Genomic DNA, 21,086 nt, shown 5'->3' with positions numbered 1-21,086 from the left:
CATCGAGGACCAGGACGTCGACGTCGTGGAGGTGCTGAATGAACTTCAGTCGTGCGGGGTCGGGCCCGGCCGTGTTGGGCCGGAGAAAGGTCGTGGAAAATGAGGAATAAATAGTGCGAACAGAGAGATAGCCAAATTCTCGGGCCGCAGAAGTTGGGGTTGAATTAGACTTCCTACTCGCCGTGTTTCATTAATGCCAGCACATCACATGTAACTCTGGGGCGTACCCTAATTGAAAGGGAACGTGAGTGAAGTGTGTTGGCCACAAGAGGTTGCGCTGGATATAACGTGGCACCACCACCCCCATTCCTTTAACTTGGAACGGTGCCAGGGAGACTTTACAGGGGAGTCTAATTAAGGAGGCTCTAATGAAAGTGTTAAAAACCCCACTCTGGAACCTAGAGGGTGGCGAACCGGTAGACGTTGACCATCATGTTGTTCGGATTAAGCTGTACAAAGATGAAGTCGTTGCGGAGTTTACGATTTCAGAGCTATGCAGCTTTTTTGGCCTTAAGGATCTGCATTGTTTGCGGCTACAATTTGAGGTCTGGCATGAATTGGCATCGTTCGAATGGGACTCTGAGGAATGTGTGCATCTTGAGCAAAAGCCGTTCACGGACTACTTTCACGCTTCAAAGATTTCCCATTGCTACGCTCCCCCCTCTCCTGATGCTGATCGTGGGGGATGGGAATGGGGGATGAAAAAGCTGTGAACATTAGGTTAAGTTCTCGGGGTGTGAACCAGAACGGGATATCGTGGTCTCATGATGAACCTCAGCTAACGAAGAAACCCCAGCTAAAACGGTTCGAACTGGGGTTTTCTGCCCGGCCTTGATCCAAATGGAGCTAGCCCCGTTTGGACAATGCAGCCTCGCGGGTTCGAGTGCGTTGATCTCGTCGCTGAGGCCTGCAATCAATGCCCTGCTCATATCCGGATAGCTGCGACAGACCATTCTTCTTCTAGGGGAAGATCACCCAAGATCGATTCAAAATCACGGGAGATGATCACGGGGCGGAATCCTTCTGCATAGAACGTTGCTTCTTTGGTCTTCTTTCCTCCAACACTCAACGCGATTTTCCCTTGCTCAGGTGGGTGGTGCCGAACTACAACATGATCGACGAGCGCTACAGCACTTGCCCATGATTCCTTGCCCACATCTTCAAGGCAATCCCGCGAATAGAAGTCAGGAAAGGGATTCCGCTGCACTGGAGAGATTCCAGGACGCGAAATTCTCTTCATGGCGACCGACCGAAGGTCCGAAAAGATAGCTACAGGGAGCGCCAAGTCCCACACAGCGAAGAGCTGCCGAAGGGGCAATCGGCCCTCCGCAGAGCGGACATTCACATGTACTTGGATAGCTTGTAGCTCTTTGATCATGTTGCGTGTGACGTCATTGAGTTCCCAGAGACCCGAAGAGACTTCCTCGTTCAAGGAACCCCCGGTGCTGGCGAAGCCAAGCGATAACTCTGCCCACCTAAAACGATCAAAAAGTAGGTCTACGTCTACTTCCACGGCGGCTGGGGCAGAGGCCTCGAGAATGATGTAGTTGTCCTCGTACACGGTGTAGGTCACACTGAAGCAGGGTAGCTCCACTTCTACGCCCAGAACGATGCCTGGGGCATCTAGATGAACGCTTTAATGCGGATGAGAGTTCCTGGACTTCCACTCACGCACCGCAAGAGCAGCAAGGAATAGCGCTACCGCTCCGCTGATGAAACCGGAAAACTGGGTTTCCGAACTTTGCACCATCCAGATGAACAAAAGGGAGGCCAACGCTGTCGCCAAAATCAAAAGAATGAATCGTCCACTCATATGACCTGTCTCCTATTCTCCTCGCCCGACGCGTTCTTGGTATTTGTCGTGAACTTCTTTACACGGACCAATAACTGCGGCACCGAGTTGCCCAACAGCACCACCCTCCAGCCACAGCGGTTAGTCCTGCAGCAACCGTTTGCACTTTGCATTGATCACATAGCCGCAGCTCTTCGTCCGTAAGCTTGGGAGGCATAGGGGCCTGCCACTGGTAAGTTCCGTCAGTTACGCACCCAGTCGACGGCGAGCACGGAACTAGCGAAGGGCCATCAATTTGCGCCTTAGCCGGCCCCCCCAACCACTAACGCAGAAATCAAAACGATGGGGCAAACTTCCTGGTGTAATGCATTGCGGATCAACTCCTCTCGTACTCAATTCAGGTACCTCCCCAGTAAAGAAGAAGCACAAGTAATCATCAACCAGAGTTGCGTTTAGTTATGGAATCGATATTTATCTGATGCTCCGTGCCGTTCGATCTGCTCCTTATGTCTACTGGTGGCTTTGCATTACCATTTGAGGCGTAGAGATTGCATGTCGTGTGCAACTCCACATTGCCAGAGGCCCCGCTACGTGCGGGGCTTTTGTGCATCTAGGACCAGGCCCGCTGCTCCCCACTTTGCGTGATGTCGCTGATCGGGCTAATCGGCAACTGGACGCGCGAAACGACGACAAAACCCCAGCTAAAACGGTGTTCTAGCTGGGGTTTTGGTGGAGCCGCCTGCGAGAATCGAACTCGCGACCTTTTCATTACGAGTGAAACGCTCTGCCGACTGAGCTAAGGCGGCCGGACAACACGCATAGCGACGCTGTACCGGAAAACGATTGTAGTGCAGAAACCACTAAACGATAAACCAGCAGGTCAGCGTACGCCGCAAGCGACGCGCAGATGCCCGATCATGCCGTTGAACGCCACGGCTGGGGTCACCGACTGGTGCAGACGCGCGCGGCACTGGGCGATCGCGTCCAGGCAGGCGACCAGGCCGGAGGCAGGGACGCGTTCGGCGAGTTCGCGGGCGAGCGGTTCGAAATCGGGGTGGGTCAGCGGGACGTCGGCACCGGCCTGCACCACCAGCGCATCGCGGTACACGCCGGCGAGATCCACCAGGACCAGGTCGAAGACGTCACGCTTGCGGCGAGTGCTGCGCGCCTTCTGCCGGGCTTCGAGTTCCTTCAGCGAGCTCGCGGCCCCGCGCAGCGCCTTGGCCGCGCCCTTGCCCTTTGCGCCCATGCCGAGGGCCTGCTCGAGTTTGGCGCGCTCCGCGGCGTCTTCGTCCGCGTAGGAGTCGACTGCTTCCTTCTCCGTCGCCTTGATCAGCGAGCCAACAGCCTGGAAGGCGTACGCACCCTGGAAGATCAGCTCCGCCATGTTGATGGCCTGCGCTCGGCGCTTTTGGATCTCGGGGCTGCGGACCAAGAGGCGGGCACGCCCGACGTGGCGCAGCGAGGTCGCCGCAGCGAGGCGGGCGTCGTGCTCGGTGGCACCTTCTTCCTGCATGAGGATGTTCACCAGCTCCGCCTCGGACGGCGAGGGGATATAAAGGTGGCGGCAGCGCGAGCGCAGCGTCTGTGAGAAGTCCTCCGGGTCTGTCGACGGCGCGAGCAGGATAATCACGGTGCGCTCCGGCGGCTCCTCCACCGTTTTCAGCAGCGCGTCCGCGGCAGCGGGGTGGAGGCGATCCGCGTTTTCGATGATGAGTACCCGGTAGGGCGCGACCGTCGGCATCCGTGCAGCCTGGGCGACGATCTCACGGATGTATTCCGTCTTGATGATCAGTTCCTTCGGCACCACGTGCACGATGTCGGTGTGCTGGCCCGCCAGCGCGTCAAGGCAGCCCTTGCACCGCCCGCACCCGACCTCGTTCGGATCCGTGCAGACCAGGGCTGCGGCGAAGGCCAGCGCGGCCTGCGACCGGCCCGATCCGGGTGGGCCGGTAAAGAGCCAGGAGTGGGTCATGGCGTAGTCCTGGCGGGGGGCGTCGATAAGCGATTGCTCCCGCGCAGCGCTGGCCGCGGCAAGGATGACCTCGCGGACATTCGGCGCATCCGCGAGGCGCTCGGCAACACTTCGAAACTGGGGCAGGTTCACAGCGCCCTAGCGTACTCGTTCGCTAAGGTAATACACCATGAACAGATTCTGGCACGGCTTGCGTTGGGTGTGGGGGACCTCCTGGCCCCTCTACGCCGCAACCGTGCTGGGAACCAACCTGCTTGGTGCCGCCGCCATCATGGCGTTCATCCGCTTCTTCATCCCCATGCCGGAGACCGAGCAGCTGGCGCTGCACAACTCCACGCTCGGGCTGATCGGGCTGGTCTACGTCGCGTGTGCCGTGGTGCTGGGGATGGTTGTCACCTTCTTCCTCTTCCGGCCGGTGCTGGAGTGGCAGCATCGGCCGCAAGACCACGACCCGAACATGGTGCGACGGCTGGTGCTGCGCTTGCCGGTGCTGCAAACCCTGATCGTGGTGGGGGTATGGCTGATCGGTATCACGATCCTCACCGTGCTCACCGCGCGCACGAGCGGGCGCTTTGCGGTGGTCATCTTCGTGGCCACCTCCATGGCCTGCTTCGTCACCGCCGTGCTGACCTACCTGCAGGCCGAGCGGCTGGTGCGCCCCATCGCGGCCGAGGCCCTGGCGCGCCGCTTCGAGGACGCGACGCTGGAACCGCCGATTAAGCAGCGTCTCTACATGACGTGGTTCACCACCTCGGCCGTGCCGATGCTGGGGATCCTCCTGCTGTTCCTCGCCCAGTCCCGCGGCTACTTCACCAACACCCCGGGCGAGCTGCAACCGGCCGTGTTCGTGCTGGCCTTGTCCGCCATGGCCACCGGCGCGTTTGGCACCGCCTTTGTGATTATGAGCGTCGTCGACCCGATCAAGGAGCTGCAGGACGCCATCAACCGCGTACGCCGCGGCGAGACCAACACGCAGGTGGACATCTACGACGGCTCCGAGATCGGCGTGCTCCAGGCCGGTTTCAACGAGATGATGCGGGGCCTGCGCGAACGTCAGCGCGTCCGCGACATTTTTGGCCGCTACGTGGGCAGCGAGGTCGCGCAGAAAGCGCTCGAAGAAAAGCCGGAACTGGGCGGCGAGGACCGCAAAGTCGCCGTCGTGTTTGTCGACGTCGTCGGCTCCACCACCTTTGCCGTCAACCACACGCCCGAGGAGGTCGTGGCCGCACTCAACGACTTCTTCGAGGTTGTCGTCGAGGTTGTGCACCGCAACAAGGGCGTGATCAATAAGTTCCAGGGCGACGCCGCGCTCGCCGTCTTTGGGGCCCCAGTCTCGCTTCACGACGCGGCCTCGCACGCCCTCCAAGCCGCCCGCGAACTCCGCCAAGAACTCAACGGCCTTCAGCTCGAAGCCGGGGTGGGCGTGGCCTCCGGCCACGTCGTTGCGGGCCATATCGGCGGGCACGACCGCTTCGAGTACACCGTCATCGGCGACGCCGTCAACGCCGCGGCACGCCTGACCGAACTGGCTAAGGGCGTGCCCGGCCGCGTGCTGACCAACGCCGCCACGCTACGCGCCGCGAACGAGGTCGAGCAGCAGCGCTGGACGCTGATGAAGTCCGTGGAACTGCGCGGGCGCAACAAGATGACGCAGCTGGCCCGCCCGGTGCGCTCCACCTTGGCGGACCGTTACTAGTTCCGCGTCTTAGTCGCGGGCGCTGAGCCCGTGAACGAGCAGGAGCTGGCCAATCGAGCCGGCCCAGGACACCGCCGCACGCGCGCCGCGCTCCCCCAAACCGGCGGGCAGGCCGACCGCATCGCAGGCCTTGCCGACCAGGCCCGCATTCGTGAGCAGGCGCAGCCCCTCGGCACTGAGTATGAGGTTCGCACCGTGGCTTAGGCCCTCGCGCGCCGGATCGTTCGTGTTGGCGCGGAAGGCCGGATCGTTTGCCGCTGCCGCCGTCGCGGCCACCGCCACGCCACCGATGAGGGTGGCGGGCAGCAGGCGGCGATCCGCCCACGCGGCGATCGCGCCACCGGCGGCAACTGCGCCTACCGCAGTAGCAAGTCCAACTCGGCCCACCGCGGCGCCCCGCTGCACAAGGCGCGTGAGGTAGCCGGCCTGCGCGCTCGCTAGCGTGCTGACGCCGAGTGCAGACGGCGCGTGCGGCACACGCTCCTGCTCGAAGACGGTCACCGCGGAGGCGAGCACTGCGCAGGTCAGGACCGGGTCCCGGCTCACGCGCAGCGGGACGGCGGCGAGGGCGACGCGCGAAAGCGGCTCGGCCACCAGCGCGGCTTTGTTCCACCCGGCGCACTGGGCGATGCCGGCCGCGTCTGCGCCGACCGCCCACGCTGCGCGTTCTGGGGTGAGGGAGGAGTGGGGCAACAGGGCGTCGATAAGCGCGGCGATGCCCCGGCGCGTGCGGGCGAGCATTTACTTCCTCCTCGAGCCGGCCTTGATCACGCGCTTGGTGGTCTGCGTGGGTTTCTTCACCGTCTTCTTCGCGCGCTTGGTCGCCTTCTTCTTGGTGGCCTTCTTCTTGGTCGCCTTCTTCGGGCCTTCCTCGGCCTCGCGGGCGCGGCGGGCGGAGAGCAGCTCGTTCGCACGCGCGTCGGTGACGGTCTCCGGGGTGTCACCGCGCTGCAGGGAGGCATTGGTTTCGCCGTCGGTGACGTACGGACCGAAGCGGCCGTCCTTGATGCTCATCGGCTTGCCGGAGACGTCGTTGTCGCCCAGCATCTTCAGCGGCGGCTTGGCGGCGGCGCGGCCGCGGCGCTTCGGTTCGGCGTAGATGCGGCGGGCCTCCTCCAGCGTGATGCTGAAGATCTGGTCCTCGCTGGCCAGGGAGCGCGAGTCCGTGCCCTTCTTCAGGTACGGGCCGTAGCGGCCGTTCTGCGCGGTGATGACTTCGCCGTCGGCCGGGTCGGTGCCCACCTCGCGCGGCAGGCTCAACAGCTGCAGTGCTTCCTCGAGGGTGACCGAGGACGGCTCCATCGTCTTGAACAGGGAGGCAGTCGCGGGCTTGAGCTGCTCGTTGACCAGCTCGCCGAGGCGCTTCTCCTTCTGCTTCGCCGCGGTCTTCGTCTCCCAGTTCTTCTTGCGCTTGCCTTCCTCGGCGCGCTGCTTGTCCTCCTCGGCGCGCTCGGCGGCGATGACCTCCTCGGCGTGCGCCTCGGCGGTCTCGCGCTCGTCGTCGCGCACGAGCTCGGTGACGTACGGGCCGTAGCGGCCCTCCTTAGCCACCACCATGCGGCCATTGGCCGGGTTCTCGCCCAGCTCGCGGCCGGACTGCGGGGTGGCGAAGAGCTTCTCCGCCAGCTCCAGGGTGATGCCGTCCGGGGTGGAGGACTCCGGCAGGTTGGCGCGCTGGTACTCCGGCTCGCCGTCTTCGGTCACGCCCACCTGGCGCTCGATGTAGGGGCCGTAGCGGCCGACGCGCACGTTGATGTCGCGGCCCTCGGCGTCCTCGAAGAGCTTGAGCGAGTTGACCTGGCGGGCGTCGATGCTCTCCAGGTTGGCCTCGATGATGTGCTTGAGCCCGCCGCGGCGCGCCACGGCCTCGGCCATGTTCTCGTCCGCGCCTGCGTCGCCGAAGTAAAAGCCGGTGAGCCACTCGGTGCGGTCCTCGTTGCCGTGCGCGATCTCATCCAGCTCGTCCTCCATGGACGAGGTGAAGTCGTAGTCCACCAGCGCGTCGAAGTTGTTCTCCAACAGGCCGATCACGGAGAAGGCGACCCAGCTGGGCACCAGCGCGTTGCCGCGGGTGACCACGTAGCCGCGGTCCTGGATCGTCTTGATGATGCTGGCGTACGTCGACGGGCGGCCAATACCCAGGTCTTCCATCTTCTTGACCAGGCTGGCCTCGTTGTAGCGCGCAGGCGGATTGGTGGTGTGCTCATCGGCGCTGAGCTTCGTCGCGTCCAGCGCGTCGCCCTCCGCGAGCTGCGGCAGGTGCGTCTCCTTGTCGTTCGTATCGGAGTACGCGCGCAGCCAGCCCGGGAAAGTAATGGTGCGGCCGGTGGCGGTGAACTCGGCACGCTCGCCGCTTTCCGCCTCGCCTGCCACGGTGACCTTGGTGGAGTTGCCGCGCGCGTCCGCCATCTGCGAGGCCACGGTGCGCTGCCAGATCAGCTCGTAGAGCTTGAACTCCTCCGCATCCAGCGCGTTGCCGAGCTGACCCGGGGTGGCGAAGCGCTCACCCGCAGGACGGATCGCCTCGTGCGCCTCCTGCGAGTTCTTCACCTTCCGGTCGTAGGTGCGCGGCGACTTCGACACGAAGCTGTCACCGTAGAGCTCGGTCGCCGCCGAGCGCGCGGCCTGCAAACCCTGCTTGGACAGCGAGGTCGAGTCCGTACGCATGTACGTGATGTGGCCGTTCTCGTACAGTCGCTGCGCAATGCGCATCGTGCGCGCGGAGGTGAAGTGCAGCTTGCGTCCCGCCTCCTGCTGCAGGGTCGACGTCATAAACGGCGCGTGCGGACGCCGCGTGTACGGCTTCTCCTCGACGGCGGTGACGTGCATGGGGCGGCCCTGCAGGCCGTCGGCAAGCGATTGGGCCCTTTGCTTATCGACGACCACCGCCTCCCCCTTCAGCCTTCCCCGGTCATCAAAGTCGCGCCCCTGCGCCACGCGCTGCCCATCGAGCGTGGCCAGCTTCGCGTCGAACTCCGTCTTCTCTCCCTGCTGCGGGATAAGCGAGGCGGTGATGTCCCAGTACTCGGCGGCGATGAACGCCATGCGCTCGCGCTCCCGCTCCACGATCACGCGGGTAGCAACGGACTGCACGCGGCCCGCGGACAGGCGCGGCATGACCTTCTTCCACAGCACAGGCGAGACCTCGTAGCCGTACAGGCGGTCCAGGATGCGGCGGGTCTCCTGCGCCTCGACGAGGTCCATGTCCAGCTCGCGGGTGTTTTCGGCGGCCTCGCGGATCGCGGACTCGGTGATCTCGTTGAACACCATGCGCTCCACCGGCACCTTCGGCTTCAGCGTCTCCAACAGGTGCCACGCGATCGCCTCGCCCTCGCGGTCCGGGTCTGTGGCGAGCAGGAGCTTGTCGCACTCCTTGAGCTTGGCGCGCAGGTCAGACACCTTTTTCTTCTTGTCGGGGCTGACCACGTAGATCGGCGCGAAACCGGCGTCCGGGTTCACACCCAGCTTCGCCCACGGCTCCTTCTTGTACTTCGCGGGAATATCCGCAGCGCGGCCAGGCAGGTCGCGAATGTGGCCGACAGAAGCCTCGACGATGTAATCCTCGCCCAGGTACTTCTGGATCTTCTTCGCCTTCGTCGCCGACTCCACGATGACCAGCGTCTTGCCGTTTCCCGTCACCCTGCGTGACACCTCGCTCTAAACTCGATTCGCACCTATATATATGTACCGCTGCGATACATTCGCTTCCACGCAGTATATGCACACCTCCGGCTGGCGCGAATGAAAGCCGGATCTCAAACACCAATATTTGTAGCAGACGCGACGCTGCACACTCCCCCACCGAGGGCGTATCGTAGACTCGACGCACCGCACGGTGCAACGCCGTGAGCAGGCATTTGAGAGGAGGTTCCCATGGAAATGTTCGACCCGTTCATCGACTTCCTCCACATGCTCATGGGCACCCCATTGTTCTACCCCCTGGTCACCCTGCTCATCATCGCAGACGCGCTCGCCCCCATCGTGCCCTCGGAGACCGTGCTCAACCTCGCCGGTGCCTTCGCCGCCTCCCAAGGCGTGCCGAGTGTGAAAGCCGTCATCGCCGCCGCGATCATCGGCGCGATTATCGGCGACAACCTCTGCTTCGCCCTCGGCGCCCGCCTCATCGGATTCGTCGAACGCCTCGACCCCGAGTCCAAGGCAGGCCAAGCCATCCTGTGGGTGCGGCGCAACATGCACCGCGGTGCCGGGCCCACCATCATCGTCGGCCGCTTTTTGCCTTGGGCGCGCTGGGTGGCCACGATCGTGCTGGGCTCGGTGCGCTACAACTGGTTCGCCTTCTTCTTTTACGACACCATCGGCGTGATCATCTGGGCGATCCTCTCCGTGGGCATCGGCTACGCCGGCGGCGCACTGTTTTCCGACATCCCACTGCTCGGCATGGTGGTCGGCGTCCTACTCGGCTCGCTCGTCGGCTTCGGCATACAGAAGCTGCAGGCCAAATTCTTCGACTGGCGCGACGAGCGCCGGGGGCAGTCGTCGTTGTAGGGGGTCTGGGGGCTTGGCGAGTGAGCCCGTGAGAGATTCCACATACTACCATTCGCTGACCTGGGGAAACGCAAAACCGCCCCAAAAAACGGTCGAATCTTTCACGCTTTTCCGCCAGAACCACAAAAAGACCCCGCCACCGGACAAAACCGGCAACGAGGCCCTACTCAAAAAGCGCGAAGCTTACAGCGCGCGCACCTGCTGGGCCTGCGGGCCCTTGGCACCCTCGCCCACCTCGAACTCGACCTGCTGGTTCTCCTCCAGGGTGCGGAAGCCCGAACCCTGGATCTCGGAGTAGTGCACGAAGACGTCGGAGGACCCGTCGTCCGGTGCGATGAAGCCGAAGCCCTTTTCTGCGTTGAACCACTTCACAGTTCCGGTAGCCATGGTGAAACCTTTCACTAAAAAACTTGGGTGAGATGTGTTTGGTCGTCCACCAGGACCATCTCTAAGTGCCTGGTGCCCGCGTCAACTAACCTCGCGAGCACCTTTTCAAGGGCGCACACAAAATCTTCTGACCACGCACCAGTCTGCCATGACTTCGAGGGTTTGGCATAGCAAGATGGCATACTTTTCGGTGTCATGACTGATCACCGCCCCACTCCCCCGCCCAGTTCGCTCGGCCAGGAGCTCATTGCCCAGCTCCGCGGGCGTTTTGGCACCTCGACCATCACGCACGTCGAGGAGTGCGAGGCTACCCCCGCGCAGTTCGCCGACTGGCCCGAGTGGGTTCTTCCGTCGCTCAAGCAGTTGCTTATCGGCGCCACCATCACCTCCCCCTACGCCCACCAAGCACAATGTGCGCAGTCGGTGTGGGAGGGCCACGACACGGTGCTTGCCACCGGTACTTCTTCGGGCAAGTCGCTGGGCTACCAGCTGCCCATCCTCACTGCGCTGGCGCAGGACCCGACGGCGTGTGCGCTCTACCTCACCCCTACGAAGGCGCTCGGCTCGGATCAGCTGCAGGCCACGGCGCGGATGACCTCACAGATCGACGAGCTTTCCGGGGTTCACCCCGCCCCCTACGACGGGGACACGCCGACCGAGGCACGCGCCGGTATCCGCGAGGCTTCCCGCTTCGTCTTTTCCAACCCGGACATGCTGCACGCCGGCATCCTTGCCGCGCACCCGCGGTGGGCGCGTTTCCTGCGCCACCTGCGCTTTATCGTTGTTGACGAGTGCCACACCTACCGCGGCGTTTTCGGCGCGAACGTCTCTCTCGTGTTGCGTCGCCTGCTGCGGATCGCCGCCGCGTACGGCGCGCACCCGGTAGTGGTCTTCGCTTCCGCGACGGCGGCCGATCCAGCCGCGCACGCTTCCCGCCTGTGCGGCCGCGAGGTCACGGCAATCACCCACGACACCGCCCCGACCGGCACGCGAACCATCGCTCTGTGGGAGCCCGGGTTCATCGAGGGTGCCGAGGGCGAGCACGGTGCACCGGTGCGCTATGCCGCTTCGACGGAGGCTGCGGCGATCATGGCCACGCTGGTCAAGGAGGGCGCCCGCACTCTGACGTTTGTGCGCTCCCGGCGCGCCGCGGAGACGGTGGCGTTGCGCGCCCAGGAGGACCTGGTGGTGGCGGGCCGCGCCGATATGGCAAACCGGGTGGCGTCCTACCGAGCGGGCTACCTGGCGGAGGACCGTCGGAAGCTAGAGCGCGCGCTCGATGATGGCGACCTGCTGGGGCTGGCCACGACGAACGCCCTGGAGCTGGGCATCGACGTCGGCGGGCTCGACGCGGTGGTAATGGCCGGGTTCCCGGGCACGGTCGCGTCTTTCCGGCAGCAGGCGGGACGCGCGGGGAGGCGCGGGCAGGCGTCGGTAGTGGTCATGGTGGCGCGCGACGAGCCGATGGACACCTACCTGGTCCACCACCCGGAGGCTTTGCTGGGCAAACCGGTGGAGACCTCGGTGTTTAACCCGCACAACCCCTACATTCTGCGCGGGCACGTCTATTGCGCCGCAGTGGAGCGCCCGCTCACCGAGGCCGACGTTGAGGCCTTCGGTGCCCGCGAGGTGGTGGAAAAACTCACCCAGGAGGGCTTTTTGCGACGCCGCCCCCGCGGCTGGTTCGCCACCCCGCTCATCGAGGGCGAGCTCACCCCGGAGACCGCCCACGCCTCTGTGTCGCTGCGCGGCGGCACGGGCGAAGAGGTGATGATCGTCGATGCCACCGACGGGCGGCTGCTAGGCACTGTGGATGCGGCGCGCGCCGCGACCCAAGTCCACGACGGCGCGGTCTACCTGCATCAGGGCGAGTCCTTCGTGGTCCAGCAGCTGGACCTTGAGAACTACGTGGCGCTGGTGGTGCCGGATTCGCCCGACTACTCGACGCAGGCGCGCTCGACAACCGACATCGCGATCCTGGGCGAAGCCACCGCCCGCTGTAACCCGTCTCCGGGGCTGTGGGTTGCCAGCGTGGACGTGGAGGTCACTGACCGGGTCACCGGCTACGTTGTGCGGCTTGCCGACGGCACCGTCTCCGAGCACATCCCGCTCGACCTGCCCGAGCAGACTCTGATCACCCGCGCGGTGGCCTACACCATCGACCCGCTCGCCTTGGAGGCGATGGGCATTGCTGCCGGGGAGATCCCAGGCGCGCTGCACGCGGCCGAGCACGCGGCCATTGGCTTGCTGCCGCTGCTCGCCACGTGCGACCGCTGGGATATTGGCGGGGTGTCGACGGCGCTGCACCCGGACACGATGCTGCCGACGGTGTTTGTCTACGACGGCCACCCCGGCGGAGCGGGGTTTGCCGATGAGGGCTACGCGCGCTTTGGCGAGTGGATCACAGCCACCTTCGAGGCGGTGCGCTCCTGCCAGTGCGAGGACGGCTGCCCGTCGTGCGTGCAGTCGCCGAAGTGCGGCAACGGCAACCAGCCGCTGAACAAGCACGCTGCGCTGAAGCTGCTGGGCGCGCTGGCGTCGATGACTGCCGAGGCCAGCTTCACGACGCCAAACGCGTAACGCCCTCCTTTCACCTCCCTTCCTCTACCGGTCCGGCTTTGGCGGTCGCGCGCGCACCGGCGATGCTGACCTCCACGGTGACGTCGCCGCCGTCGATGTCGCAGGCCTGCGCGGCGGCGTCGTTAAGCCGTGCGGTTTCTTCCGCAACCGCACAGGCCGCGCCGCCGGTGTACAGCGCCGTCGCTCCGGCCACCGCAGCCAGATCAGCCGCCATGCGCACCCGGTGCTGGTCGGCGGCCCGGGCTCCGATGGCGATGACGGAAAGCGCCAGCGCCACCACTGCGGTGATGATGCCGACAGCAACCACCGTCGCCGAGCCGGACTCATCGCCCAAGCTGCGCGAGAACTTCACTTGGCACCCCCGGTGGCGTATTCGACCGGGTAGCGCGCCGTCGCCCGCATGTGCCCGAGCGCTGCGGGCACGTTCGCGGTGACGGTGACGATCCCACCGGATTCGCTAATGTCGACATGCCCGCGTACCGGCTCGTAGTCCACGCCGATGGCGTGGGCACGAGCGGCGGCCCCGGCGGTGTCGACGGCGGCGATGTAGGTGGCCACGGTGGCGATCCCGGCGACGATTGCCGCAGCGACGGTCACCAGGGCGGAGAGCGAGAGCGCGGTCTCAATGCTGGTCATCTACGTCGGGGTGTTCGTCAGTGCGTCGGTGATCACGTCCTCGATGGCGGAGGAGACGCCACTGCCGTTGACCACCAGGTACAGCACGCCAGCCAGCGCCGCAGCCGCCAGGGAGCCGAATGCATATTCAATGGTCGACATCCCGCTATCGTCTCGTAGCTTTTCTGCCTTTTTCGCAGCGTAGCCGCGCAACGAGTAGGACATCTTCAGGGCTTCAATGGTGATGGTGTTCATGGTACGTCTGTTCCTTTTCTGTGTCGATTCTGAGGTCGAGTGTTGGTGTCGAAATCGTGGTGGATAGGTGGTCTAGTGCAACAAGGCGCTGCCCAAGCTGATCACGGCGGGCGCGAGCCCGAGGACGAAGAACGCCGGGAGAAAGCAGGCGGTCAGCGGGATGGCAATGAGCACCCCGGCGCGTTCTGCCTTCTCCTTTGCTTCGTCCGCCGCCTCTGCCTGCAGGCGTTCGACGATGCGCGAACAGCCTGCGACGATGGCGGAACCGGAAGCGTTGGATAAGGCCACAAGCCCGGCGAGCTCCGCACCGCCCGGGAGTGGGTGGAGCTCGTTCCAGGCGCGCTCGGGGTTGACTCCGAGCGCCGTCAGCGCGGCGACCGTGTGCCAGGCGCTGCCGGATTCGCCGTCTGCCTCTTCGTACGTGTCGGCGACGGCTGCGGCGGCGGTGGCCAGCGGGAGCCCCGCTTCGCAGCAGGCGGCAAACAGGGTGATGTCTGCCACCGCGCGGTGCGCGTTTACGGGCGGTGCGGCCCCGCGAGGGCCGTCTCGCGGGGTCTTCGGGCCGTCGCCGCGCAGGTACTTCACGCGTACGTCGGGACACACCGGCGGCATCGCAAGCGCGGCCGCGAGGAAAAGTGCTGTGGTCAGGGAGATCATTGCGCCGCCCTTTCGATGATGAGTCGGGAAAGCCAGACCCCGGCGCACACCAGCGCGGTGCCGACAACGAGCAGAATCCCACCAAGCCCGCCGGAGGTGAGCAAGCCGATCGGGTTGGCCCCCATCGCCGCGCCCATGCCGATGCCTGCCAGGGGCAGCGCGGCGAGCACAGTCGCGGTCGTGCGCGGTCCGGCGAGTGCGGCGGTGGTGGCGGCGCGGTGACGCTGGGCCCGGTCGAGCTCGTCGCGCGCGGTGCGCAGCAGGTTAGCCACCGGCACGCCGCGGCGCTGCGCCAGCTGCCACAGGGCGACCAGGCGCTGCAGTTCCGGCTGCTCACTCTCCACCGCGGTGCCGACGGACTGGCCTGCGCGCAAGCGCCGGTTGATTCGGTGGATGTCGCGTTGAAGCTGCGGCGGCGCATCGTCGGGAAGCCTCTCTGCAGCGGTGACGCAAGCACGCTCTAGGGGTGCGCCGGCGTCCAAGTTGGAGACCACGTGCCCCAGAAAGTCCGCGGTCACGCGGGCCCCGCGTGCTTTCATGCGCTGCTGTCGGCGGCGCAGCACCGTGTCTATGGCGGTGGCCCCGGCGAGCGCCACGGCGATCACCACCGTAATGCGCTCGGCGACGATGAGCCCGAACGCGACCACGCTGACCCCGCTCCAGGCCCAGGCTTGCACTCGCGCCGAGCGCCACCCGCGCTGGCGCGGCTGGTCAGCATCAGCGCCGAGGCGGCCCGCAGGCGCGGGGGCGTGCAGCACCGCGGCGGCGGCAAGGAAGACGAGGGGGTTCATCGGATCAGCTCCTCGAATCCTGCGGCCGCGCCAGTCTCGCTGTCCCACACCACGCGCGCGGTGACGGGTTGACCCTCGAGTACGCCGAGCTGGTGGACGAAGCGCCTGCCGTCGGGGCCGCGCTTGACCACCACGACGGCGTCGACAGCGGCGGCGAGCTGGGAGTGCAGCCCGGCGCGGTCGAGACCACCCAAGGCGGCGAGCGCCTCCAGCCGGGCGGGGACCTCGTGGATGGAGTTGGCGTGCAGGGTGCCCGCTCCCCCGTCGTGGCCGGTGTTGAGCGCGGCGAGCAGGTCCACGACCTCGGCACCGCGGATCTCGCCGACGACGATCCGGTCCGGCCGCATGCGCAGTGCCTGGCGCACCAGGTCTGCAATCGAGATGGCGCCGGCCCCCTCGGCGTTGGCCGCACGCGTAGTGAGGTTGAGCACGTGTGGGTGATGCGGGGTCAGTTCGAGAGTGTCCTCGATGGCGATGATGCGCTCGGATGGGTCGGCCTCGGCGAGCAGTGCGGACAGCAGGGTGGTTTTGCCGGAGCCGGTACCGCCGACGACGAGGAAGGCGCGGCGGCGCGCAACCATTTCGCGCAGTACCCCGGCCACCGCCCCGTCGATGGAGCCGCGCGCCTCCAGCTCGTCGAGGGAGGCGGTGGCGGTGCGCAGTACGCGCAGGGAGAGGCAGGTGCCCACCTTCGCGGTGGGGCTTAAGATGGCGTGGAAGCGCAGCAGGGTGCCGTCGTCGCGGGTGAGGTGGCCGTCGCAGAACGGTTGGGCGTCGTCAAGCCTGCGCCCACAGCTCAGCGCGAGGCGGGTGGCCAGCGCGCGCACCGCTTCCTCGGTTTCGAAAGTGATCTCGCAGCGCTCCAGGCCGTGCCCGCGGTCGGCGAAGACCTGGTCGGGGCCGTTGACGCAGATGTCGGTGACGTCGCCCGCAGCCAGCAGCGGCTCGAGTGGGCCCGCGCCGGTGGTGTCGTCGCGTAGCTTGCGCATCAGGGCGAGCACGTCGAGGTCGCTGATCACCACGGCTTCTTCGCGGATCAGGGCGGCGAGGCGGTCGGGGCTGGGGTGCGTGTGCTCGTCGGCAAGCCGGCGCTGGACGCGCGCGAGGATCTCACTCGTTTCCATCAGGCCACCTCCGCGAGCACGGCGTCGGCAGCGCGACGCAGCGGGGCGGGCAGGCGCGCGGGCAGGCCCGCGGTATCCACCGCGCGCGGCAGGCGGCGCAGAGTGGGGACGCGCTGGCAGATGCGCGAACCCGTCGCGCGCGCCACGCCATGCTCATCGACGCCCTGCCACGTGCCCTCCCGCAGCACCAGCGTGTGCGGCACGCCCGCCGCGTTGCACTCGAGTACCAGCTGGGAGGCCGCGCACACAGAGCGCACCGTCGGGGTGACCACGATGACGGCGAGGTCGCAGCGCGCAGGCAGCAGGTCGACGGGGATGTCCAACACGGTCAGCCCAGAGGTCCCCACCGCGGCACAAACCCGGTCGAGCTCGCCGGGCGTGAGCCGAAACGGATCAGCGACCGTGCTGCGCGCAAAGGTCAGCACCGCGCACCCGTCCTTGGTGGCGGGCAGGGCGCGGCGCACATCCGCACGCTCCACCGCCCCCTCGCCGAGGGCAATCTCGCCCCAGCGCGCGCCCGGGTGTTCCTCGATGCCTAAAAGGAGGTCGAGTCCGCCGGAGAGGCGGTGGCCGTCGATAAGCGTGGCCGTATCCGCGCGGCTACGGGCAAGCGCGCAGGCAAGCACGGATGCGCCGACCCCGCCGCCTGCGCCGAGTACGGCGACGATGGTGCCGGTTTCGGTTGCACGTTCCGGGGCGCGGTAGAGCTCGCCGAGTGCGACAAGCAGGTCGCCGGCCTGGGCGGGCAGGACGAAAGCTCCTGGGTACGCTTCGGCCGCATCCAAACTGCCGGCAACGACGAAGACGTTGCGGTGGCGCCGCTGCGCGAGGTGGGGCGCCCACGTGGCGTCGATAAGCAGGGCGAACGCTTTCTCCGCATACGCGGCAAGCATGCCGGGGTCGGTCACGTCCACGACAGAATGGCCGGCAGCGGCGGCGAGGTGGGTAGCTTCGGGATGGAGGAGCGGGTCGTCGACCGCCACGACGATCGTCCGCCCCCAATTGCGATTCGTTTCTTGTGTTTGATTCATGCCAAAAGGATGACACGCGAAACCCGCACCCGCAAGGCCCCCAGGAAATCTGTGGATAACTTGCCCATTTCGCCCATCCAAAATGCGCGTGTTGTGGATAACTTCGGCACACCATGCACATGCGTCTCAGCATTTGCACGAGGCATGCTGAGGCTCTACAGAGGATTCGGGGTTAGACTTACCCCCATGGCAACTCGTAGGCCGGTGGCGGCATTTTTCGACCTAGACAAGACGATCATCGCGACGTCGTCTGCCTATGCCTTCGGCAAAGAGTTCTTCAACAACGGGCTGATCACCCGCCAGGATGCGCTTGACCTCTACCTTTCCAAGGCAAGCTACATGCTCGTCGGGCACTCCAGCGACCAGATGGACGCCTCGCGCGACCACCTCAGCCAGCTGATCAAGGGCTGGAACGTCGACGAGGTCACCCGCATCACCACCGACACGATGCATCACGTCGTCGCGCCCGCGATCTACAGCGAGGCGCGCGAGCTTATCGACGAGCACCGCGCCGCCGGCCACGAGGTAATCATCATCTCCGCCTCCGCCGACATCCTGGTCGAACCGATCGCCGCCGAGCTGGGTGTGGACACCGTGGTGGCCACCACGCTCGAGGTTGTCGACGGCAAGCTCACCGGCACCATCCTGCGCTACCTCAAAGGCGACGCGAAGGCCGAGGCTATCGAGCAGTTCGCCCGCAAGCACGACTACGACCTGGCGCGCAGCTACGCGTACTCCGACTCCGCCACCGACATCCCGATGCTCGCTGCGGTGGGCAACCCGGTGGCCGTGAACCCGGACCGCGCGCTGCGCAAACACGCGATGTCTAAGGGCTGGGAGCTGCGCACCTTCAAGAACCCGGAGCCGCTGATCCAGATGCCGAACGCCCGCGAGGTGGGCATCGGCGCAGGCGTGATCGCGGGCCTGACAGCCCTCGCCGTCGTCGGCACGCTGGTCACCCGCGCCGTCATCCGCGAAAACCGCTCCGCGTAAATACTGCCCCCTACTGCGCCCCGTGCCACTGCGCGAGGCGCTCGAGCAGCACCGCGCGCGAGTCCTCGTACGCCGCCGTATTGCCCGCCGGGGTGCCGCCGAACATGATTTGCCAGCCGTGCGGCACCTTGTCCGAATCCTCAAAGAAGATGTGCCCCGCGTCCGGGTACACGTGCGCCTCAATGCGCTCGCTCTGCTGCTCCAGCTCGCGGGCGGCCACGTCGGACTGCCACATCTGATCGTCCTCGCCCGCGAACAGCAACACGTTGCCGCCGAACCCGGCAAGGTCGATCTTTGCCGCCTCCTCCGCGTGTTCGGCGGCGTTCTCGTATGTCGCACGGTACGACGGCGGGTAGCCAGTGGCCATGTCCCACGCCAGCTTCAGGCCGACCGCGATCGACCCAGTGCGGAAGGACGCAAAGGGCACCGGCTCGCCCTGGTAGGTAAAGCTGGGGTCCTCGTATCTCCCCTGCTCACCGAGCCCCGAGTAACTGTAATGCGAGGGCACGAACGCCACCAGATTGTCCACTGCAAAGCCCTTCGCCGCCAGAAGTTCCGCAAACTCCGCGCCCTTCGACGTACCAATCACCGTCACCGGCCCGCCGCCCGTGTGCTCCGCAATGTAGTCGCTCACCTCGTCGAACTGCTCCAGCGGCACGTTCGCCAGCAACGGCTCCTGCTGCGCTTGGCCGAAAAAGTGCATGCTCAGCACCTCAAAACCCTCGCTGGCCAGCCACTGCGCGCGCGGTGCATCGCGCCCGCCCTCGGAGCCGCCGTACACGACCACCACACCAGGATGCGTCTTCTCCGCAGGCCTCAGGTGCACACCGCTGACCTGCTCGCCCTCGATTGGGGCAGTGCTTATCGACGCCTCCTCGCGCGCCTTTCCTTCCCCACCAAAACCCTGCGACAGCACCGGATAGGTGTGGTGGTTGTACGCGCGCAGCCCCACCACCACGAGCGCAAGGATAAGCAGCGCTGCCACCAGCGCGAGGAAGATTTTGCCAAGGACTTTCAGCGCTTTCATTGCGCGCCACCCTACCAAAACCGGCCTTGTGGCACCCGGCTCACCGCAATCGGCTACGCATTCGTCCGGCCCCAATACGGGCACAAACGAGTGACTATAGCTAAAGTCGTTGTGGACAATACTTGAAACAGAATGCTTCACGCGCGCCGAGCGCGGGCACGTAACTGCCCCGCTCCCGGCGCGACATGCAGGAAGGTGACACAACAGTGAGCAACGACGGTCTGTACACCAGCGGATCCACAGCGGTTTCCGGCAAGGTGAATTCCATTCCGCTGCGCGATACCGATACGACCCAGCCGGGCCGCGATTCCATTGGCACCCTGGTCTCCAACGCCACCGAGCAGGTTTCCACGCTCGTGCGCGGCGAGATCGAGCTGGCGAAGACCGAGATCGTCGGCGAGGTAAAGAAGGGTGCCGTCGGCGGTGGCCTGTTCGCCGTCGCGGGCGTGATCGCCCTGTACTCCTCCTTCTTCGCTTTCTTCGCGCTGGCCGAGATGCTGGCCTCCTGGATGCACCGCGGCTGGGCCTTCCTGATCGTCTTCCTCATCATGATCGCCCTGGCTGGCCTGCTCGCCTTCATCGGCTTCAAGAAGGTGAAGAAGATCAAGGCGCCGGAGAAGACCATCGAGTCCGTCAACGAGCTGAAGCACCTCCGCCCGGGTCAGGCGCAGAAGAACCTGACCAAGGACTCCAGCGGCCTGTACACCTCCGTAGAAAAGTAGCCTTCCCCTGCAGCGCCCCCGCCCCACGCCGCCCTCGGTCGTTGACCTGCCGGGGGATTTCCGGCACCGGATGCTGCACACCCGCGGCGTGCGCCTGCACGCCGCGGTCGCGGGTGCGCCTACCGACCCGCTGATCGTGCTCCTGCACGGTGCCTACGGCGGTTGGTTCGACTTCCGCCACACGATCGCCCCGCTCGCCAGCCTGGGCTACCACGTAGCCGCCCTGGACCAGCGGGGCTTTGGCCTGTCCGACAAGCCCGCCCCGCGCAGCGGCGACACACTCCACCTCCTGCGCGGCGATCTCAAAGGCGCGATCGCAACCCTCGGCCACACCGAGGCCACGATCATTGCCGCAGACACCGGCGCGGTCATCGCCTCCGCGCTCGCGGAAGCCGCCCCGCATCTCGTCCGCCGCACTCTCACGCTGCCCGCCGAGCCCCCGCTACCGTTGCTCCTGCGCCACGCGCCCGCCCGTGTACTGCAGCGGCTGCCGCGAGGCCGCGACGTGCTCGACCGCGCGTGGCGGAACGGTTTTGCACGTGGTTTGGCCGCGACAGATGACATCAGCGCTGATACCGAAGAAGCGCTCGCGTTACGGCTGCGCGCACGCCGCATCGACAACGCACTGCCCCATATCCTGGCCACCCACCGCCTCCGCGGACACGGCGGGGACGCCCGCGGCCAGGCACTTGACCTCGGACCGCTGGCGCACGTAGTTGCCCCGCAGAACTTCGTGGCCGCCGTCGGCCAGCGCCTGGACGCCTAAGCGCTTGCGCTCGGCGGACCAAATCTGGGCGGACCAAATTCAAATGGAGCTAGCTCCATTTAGGACAAACGGATTCCCGCGACCAGGCGTTTTCCGGACGCCCCAGGCCCAAATGGAGCTAGCTCCATTTAGAACCCCCAACCAGACCCCCAACCAGACCCCCCAACCA

At 65.6% G+C, this 21,086-nt stretch carries 20 protein-coding genes and 1 tRNA gene; 7 read left to right on the top strand and 14 right to left on the bottom strand.

Going from position 1 to position 21,086, the window contains the following annotated elements:
- The first annotated feature begins 368 nt into the window (after nucleotides 1–368).
- The gene (locus HMPREF2550_RS01545) at nucleotides 369–713 is read left to right on the top strand and encodes a hypothetical protein (protein ID WP_070764503.1); all 345 of its coding nucleotides are present in this window, start codon (nucleotides 369–371) and stop codon (nucleotides 711–713) included.
- 212 nt (nucleotides 714–925) lie between these two features.
- On the opposite strand, the gene HMPREF2550_RS01540 is transcribed toward HMPREF2550_RS01545, so the two are convergent.
- The 3 genes from HMPREF2550_RS01540 to HMPREF2550_RS01525 form a co-directional block, all read right to left on the bottom strand.
- Nucleotides 926–1,573 carry a hypothetical protein gene (locus tag HMPREF2550_RS01540; protein WP_070764501.1) on the bottom strand — a complete coding sequence of 216 codons (648 nt, stop codon included), beginning with the start codon at nucleotides 1,571–1,573 and terminating at the stop codon, nucleotides 926–928.
- Between the two features lie 949 nt (nucleotides 1,574–2,522).
- Nucleotides 2,523–2,598, bottom strand: a tRNA-Thr gene (locus HMPREF2550_RS01530).
- Nucleotides 2,599–2,672: 74 nt separating this feature from the next.
- On the bottom strand, nucleotides 2,673–3,899 hold the full coding sequence (locus HMPREF2550_RS01525) for a DNA polymerase III subunit delta' (RefSeq protein WP_070789255.1): 1,227 nt from the start codon (nucleotides 3,897–3,899) through the stop codon (nucleotides 2,673–2,675).
- A gap of 37 nt (nucleotides 3,900–3,936) precedes the next feature.
- On the opposite strand from HMPREF2550_RS01525, the gene HMPREF2550_RS01520 reads away from it, so the two are divergent.
- Complete coding sequence (locus HMPREF2550_RS01520) at nucleotides 3,937–5,463, top strand: adenylate/guanylate cyclase domain-containing protein (protein ID WP_070789254.1); 1,527 nt, start codon at nucleotides 3,937–3,939, stop codon at nucleotides 5,461–5,463.
- A gap of 9 nt (nucleotides 5,464–5,472) precedes the next feature.
- Here HMPREF2550_RS01520 and HMPREF2550_RS01515 read toward each other — a convergent pair whose 3' ends face one another.
- Nucleotides 5,473–6,204 (bottom strand): hypothetical protein, encoded by a 732-nt coding sequence (locus HMPREF2550_RS01515; RefSeq protein WP_070764497.1) that lies wholly within the window; start codon nucleotides 6,202–6,204, stop codon nucleotides 5,473–5,475.
- Nucleotides 6,205–9,102, bottom strand: a complete 2,898-nt coding sequence (gene topA, locus HMPREF2550_RS01510) for a type I DNA topoisomerase (protein ID WP_168167666.1) — start codon at nucleotides 9,100–9,102, stop codon at nucleotides 6,205–6,207.
- Between the two features lie 234 nt (nucleotides 9,103–9,336).
- Between topA and HMPREF2550_RS01505 the strand changes: the two genes are divergently transcribed.
- Nucleotides 9,337–9,969 carry a DedA family protein gene (locus HMPREF2550_RS01505; protein WP_366105570.1) on the top strand — a complete coding sequence of 211 codons (633 nt, stop codon included), beginning with the start codon at nucleotides 9,337–9,339 and terminating at the stop codon, nucleotides 9,967–9,969.
- 183 nt (nucleotides 9,970–10,152) lie between these two features.
- Here HMPREF2550_RS01505 and HMPREF2550_RS01500 read toward each other — a convergent pair whose 3' ends face one another.
- Nucleotides 10,153–10,356, bottom strand: coding sequence for a cold-shock protein (locus tag HMPREF2550_RS01500; RefSeq protein WP_034996968.1), 204 nt, complete (start codon nucleotides 10,354–10,356; stop codon nucleotides 10,153–10,155).
- Nucleotides 10,357–10,551: 195 nt separating this feature from the next.
- On the opposite strand from HMPREF2550_RS01500, the gene HMPREF2550_RS01495 reads away from it, so the two are divergent.
- Nucleotides 10,552–12,936, top strand: a complete 2,385-nt coding sequence (locus tag HMPREF2550_RS01495; protein WP_070789250.1) for a DEAD/DEAH box helicase — start codon at nucleotides 10,552–10,554, stop codon at nucleotides 12,934–12,936.
- Between the two features lie 10 nt (nucleotides 12,937–12,946).
- Here the strand turns inward: HMPREF2550_RS01495 and HMPREF2550_RS01490 are convergent, their stop codons facing one another.
- The 7 genes from HMPREF2550_RS01490 to ssd form a co-directional block, all read right to left on the bottom strand.
- The gene (locus HMPREF2550_RS01490; RefSeq protein WP_070764494.1) at nucleotides 12,947–13,288 is read right to left on the bottom strand and encodes an Rv3654c family TadE-like protein; all 342 of its coding nucleotides are present in this window, start codon (nucleotides 13,286–13,288) and stop codon (nucleotides 12,947–12,949) included.
- Complete coding sequence (locus HMPREF2550_RS01485) at nucleotides 13,285–13,572, bottom strand: hypothetical protein (protein ID WP_070764493.1); 288 nt, start codon at nucleotides 13,570–13,572, stop codon at nucleotides 13,285–13,287. Before HMPREF2550_RS01485 ends, HMPREF2550_RS01490 begins: the two co-directional genes overlap by 4 nt.
- Entirely contained in the window at nucleotides 13,573–13,776 is a 204-nt protein-coding gene (locus HMPREF2550_RS01480; protein WP_070789284.1) for a DUF4244 domain-containing protein, read from the bottom strand. It lies immediately after the preceding gene.
- 102 nt (nucleotides 13,777–13,878) lie between these two features.
- Nucleotides 13,879–14,463 (bottom strand): type II secretion system F family protein, encoded by a 585-nt coding sequence (locus HMPREF2550_RS01475; protein WP_070789249.1) that lies wholly within the window; start codon nucleotides 14,461–14,463, stop codon nucleotides 13,879–13,881.
- The gene (locus tag HMPREF2550_RS01470) at nucleotides 14,460–15,254 is read right to left on the bottom strand and encodes a type II secretion system F family protein (RefSeq protein ID WP_070789247.1); all 795 of its coding nucleotides are present in this window, start codon (nucleotides 15,252–15,254) and stop codon (nucleotides 14,460–14,462) included. The genes HMPREF2550_RS01475 and HMPREF2550_RS01470 overlap by 4 nt, the downstream gene beginning before the upstream one ends.
- Nucleotides 15,251–16,381, bottom strand: coding sequence for a TadA family conjugal transfer-associated ATPase (locus tag HMPREF2550_RS01465; protein ID WP_371441160.1), 1,131 nt, complete (start codon nucleotides 16,379–16,381; stop codon nucleotides 15,251–15,253). The genes HMPREF2550_RS01470 and HMPREF2550_RS01465 overlap by 4 nt, the downstream gene beginning before the upstream one ends.
- Nucleotides 16,378–17,409: a septum site-determining protein Ssd gene (gene ssd, locus HMPREF2550_RS01460; protein WP_070789243.1), complete on the bottom strand. Its 1,032-nt coding sequence runs from the start codon at nucleotides 17,407–17,409 to the stop codon at nucleotides 16,378–16,380. The genes HMPREF2550_RS01465 and ssd overlap by 4 nt, the downstream gene beginning before the upstream one ends.
- A 186-nt stretch (nucleotides 17,410–17,595) precedes the next feature.
- Here ssd and HMPREF2550_RS01455 point away from each other — a divergent pair, with 186 nt between their 5' ends.
- The gene (locus HMPREF2550_RS01455; protein ID WP_070789241.1) at nucleotides 17,596–18,402 is read left to right on the top strand and encodes an HAD family hydrolase; all 807 of its coding nucleotides are present in this window, start codon (nucleotides 17,596–17,598) and stop codon (nucleotides 18,400–18,402) included.
- Nucleotides 18,403–18,412: 10 nt separating this feature from the next.
- On the opposite strand, the gene HMPREF2550_RS01450 is transcribed toward HMPREF2550_RS01455, so the two are convergent.
- Entirely contained in the window at nucleotides 18,413–19,429 is a 1,017-nt protein-coding gene (locus tag HMPREF2550_RS01450) for an acyl-CoA thioester hydrolase/BAAT C-terminal domain-containing protein (protein ID WP_070789239.1), read from the bottom strand.
- A gap of 206 nt (nucleotides 19,430–19,635) precedes the next feature.
- Here HMPREF2550_RS01450 and HMPREF2550_RS01445 point away from each other — a divergent pair, with 206 nt between their 5' ends.
- A complete protein-coding gene (locus tag HMPREF2550_RS01445) occupies nucleotides 19,636–20,151 on the top strand; it encodes a phage holin family protein (protein ID WP_070764486.1) in 516 nt (171 codons plus the stop codon).
- A gap of 70 nt (nucleotides 20,152–20,221) precedes the next feature.
- Complete coding sequence (locus HMPREF2550_RS01440) at nucleotides 20,222–20,917, top strand: alpha/beta fold hydrolase (protein ID WP_070789238.1); 696 nt, start codon at nucleotides 20,222–20,224, stop codon at nucleotides 20,915–20,917.
- Nucleotides 20,918–21,086: the final 169 nt, after the last annotated feature.

It is taken from the genome of Corynebacterium sp. HMSC074A01 (assembly GCF_001831515.1).
Classification (GTDB): domain Bacteria; phylum Actinomycetota; class Actinomycetes; order Mycobacteriales; family Mycobacteriaceae; genus Corynebacterium.
The sequence above is the reverse complement of the archived record's forward strand: the minus strand, read 5'-3'. Positions and strand labels throughout refer to the sequence as shown.

Bases quoted from the DNA above. Each gene is read 5' to 3' on its own strand.
- HMPREF2550_RS01545 (WP_070764503.1), top strand. From the start codon at position 369: ATGAAAGTGTTAAAAACCCCACTCTGGAACCTAGAGGGTGGCGAACCG.
- HMPREF2550_RS01520 (WP_070789254.1), top strand. From the start codon at position 3,937: ATGAACAGATTCTGGCACGGCTTGCGTTGGGTGTGGGGGACCTCCTGG.
- HMPREF2550_RS01515 (WP_070764497.1), bottom strand. From the start codon at position 6,204: ATGCTCGCCCGCACGCGCCGGGGCATCGCCGCGCTTATCGACGCCCTG.
- HMPREF2550_RS01505 (WP_366105570.1), top strand. From the start codon at position 9,337: ATGGAAATGTTCGACCCGTTCATCGACTTCCTCCACATGCTCATGGGC.
- HMPREF2550_RS01500 (WP_034996968.1), bottom strand. From the start codon at position 10,356: ATGGCTACCGGAACTGTGAAGTGGTTCAACGCAGAAAAGGGCTTCGGC.
- HMPREF2550_RS01495 (WP_070789250.1), top strand. From the start codon at position 10,552: ATGACTGATCACCGCCCCACTCCCCCGCCCAGTTCGCTCGGCCAGGAG.
- HMPREF2550_RS01485 (WP_070764493.1), bottom strand. From the start codon at position 13,572: ATGACCAGCATTGAGACCGCGCTCTCGCTCTCCGCCCTGGTGACCGTC.
- HMPREF2550_RS01480 (WP_070789284.1), bottom strand. From the start codon at position 13,776: ATGTCCTACTCGTTGCGCGGCTACGCTGCGAAAAAGGCAGAAAAGCTA.
- HMPREF2550_RS01475 (WP_070789249.1), bottom strand. From the start codon at position 14,463: ATGATCTCCCTGACCACAGCACTTTTCCTCGCGGCCGCGCTTGCGATG.
- HMPREF2550_RS01470 (WP_070789247.1), bottom strand. From the start codon at position 15,254: ATGAACCCCCTCGTCTTCCTTGCCGCCGCCGCGGTGCTGCACGCCCCC.
- ssd (WP_070789243.1), bottom strand. From the start codon at position 17,409: ATGAATCAAACACAAGAAACGAATCGCAATTGGGGGCGGACGATCGTC.
- HMPREF2550_RS01455 (WP_070789241.1), top strand. From the start codon at position 17,596: ATGGCAACTCGTAGGCCGGTGGCGGCATTTTTCGACCTAGACAAGACG.
- HMPREF2550_RS01450 (WP_070789239.1), bottom strand. From the start codon at position 19,429: ATGAAAGCGCTGAAAGTCCTTGGCAAAATCTTCCTCGCGCTGGTGGCA.
- HMPREF2550_RS01440 (WP_070789238.1), top strand. From the start codon at position 20,222: ATGCTGCACACCCGCGGCGTGCGCCTGCACGCCGCGGTCGCGGGTGCG.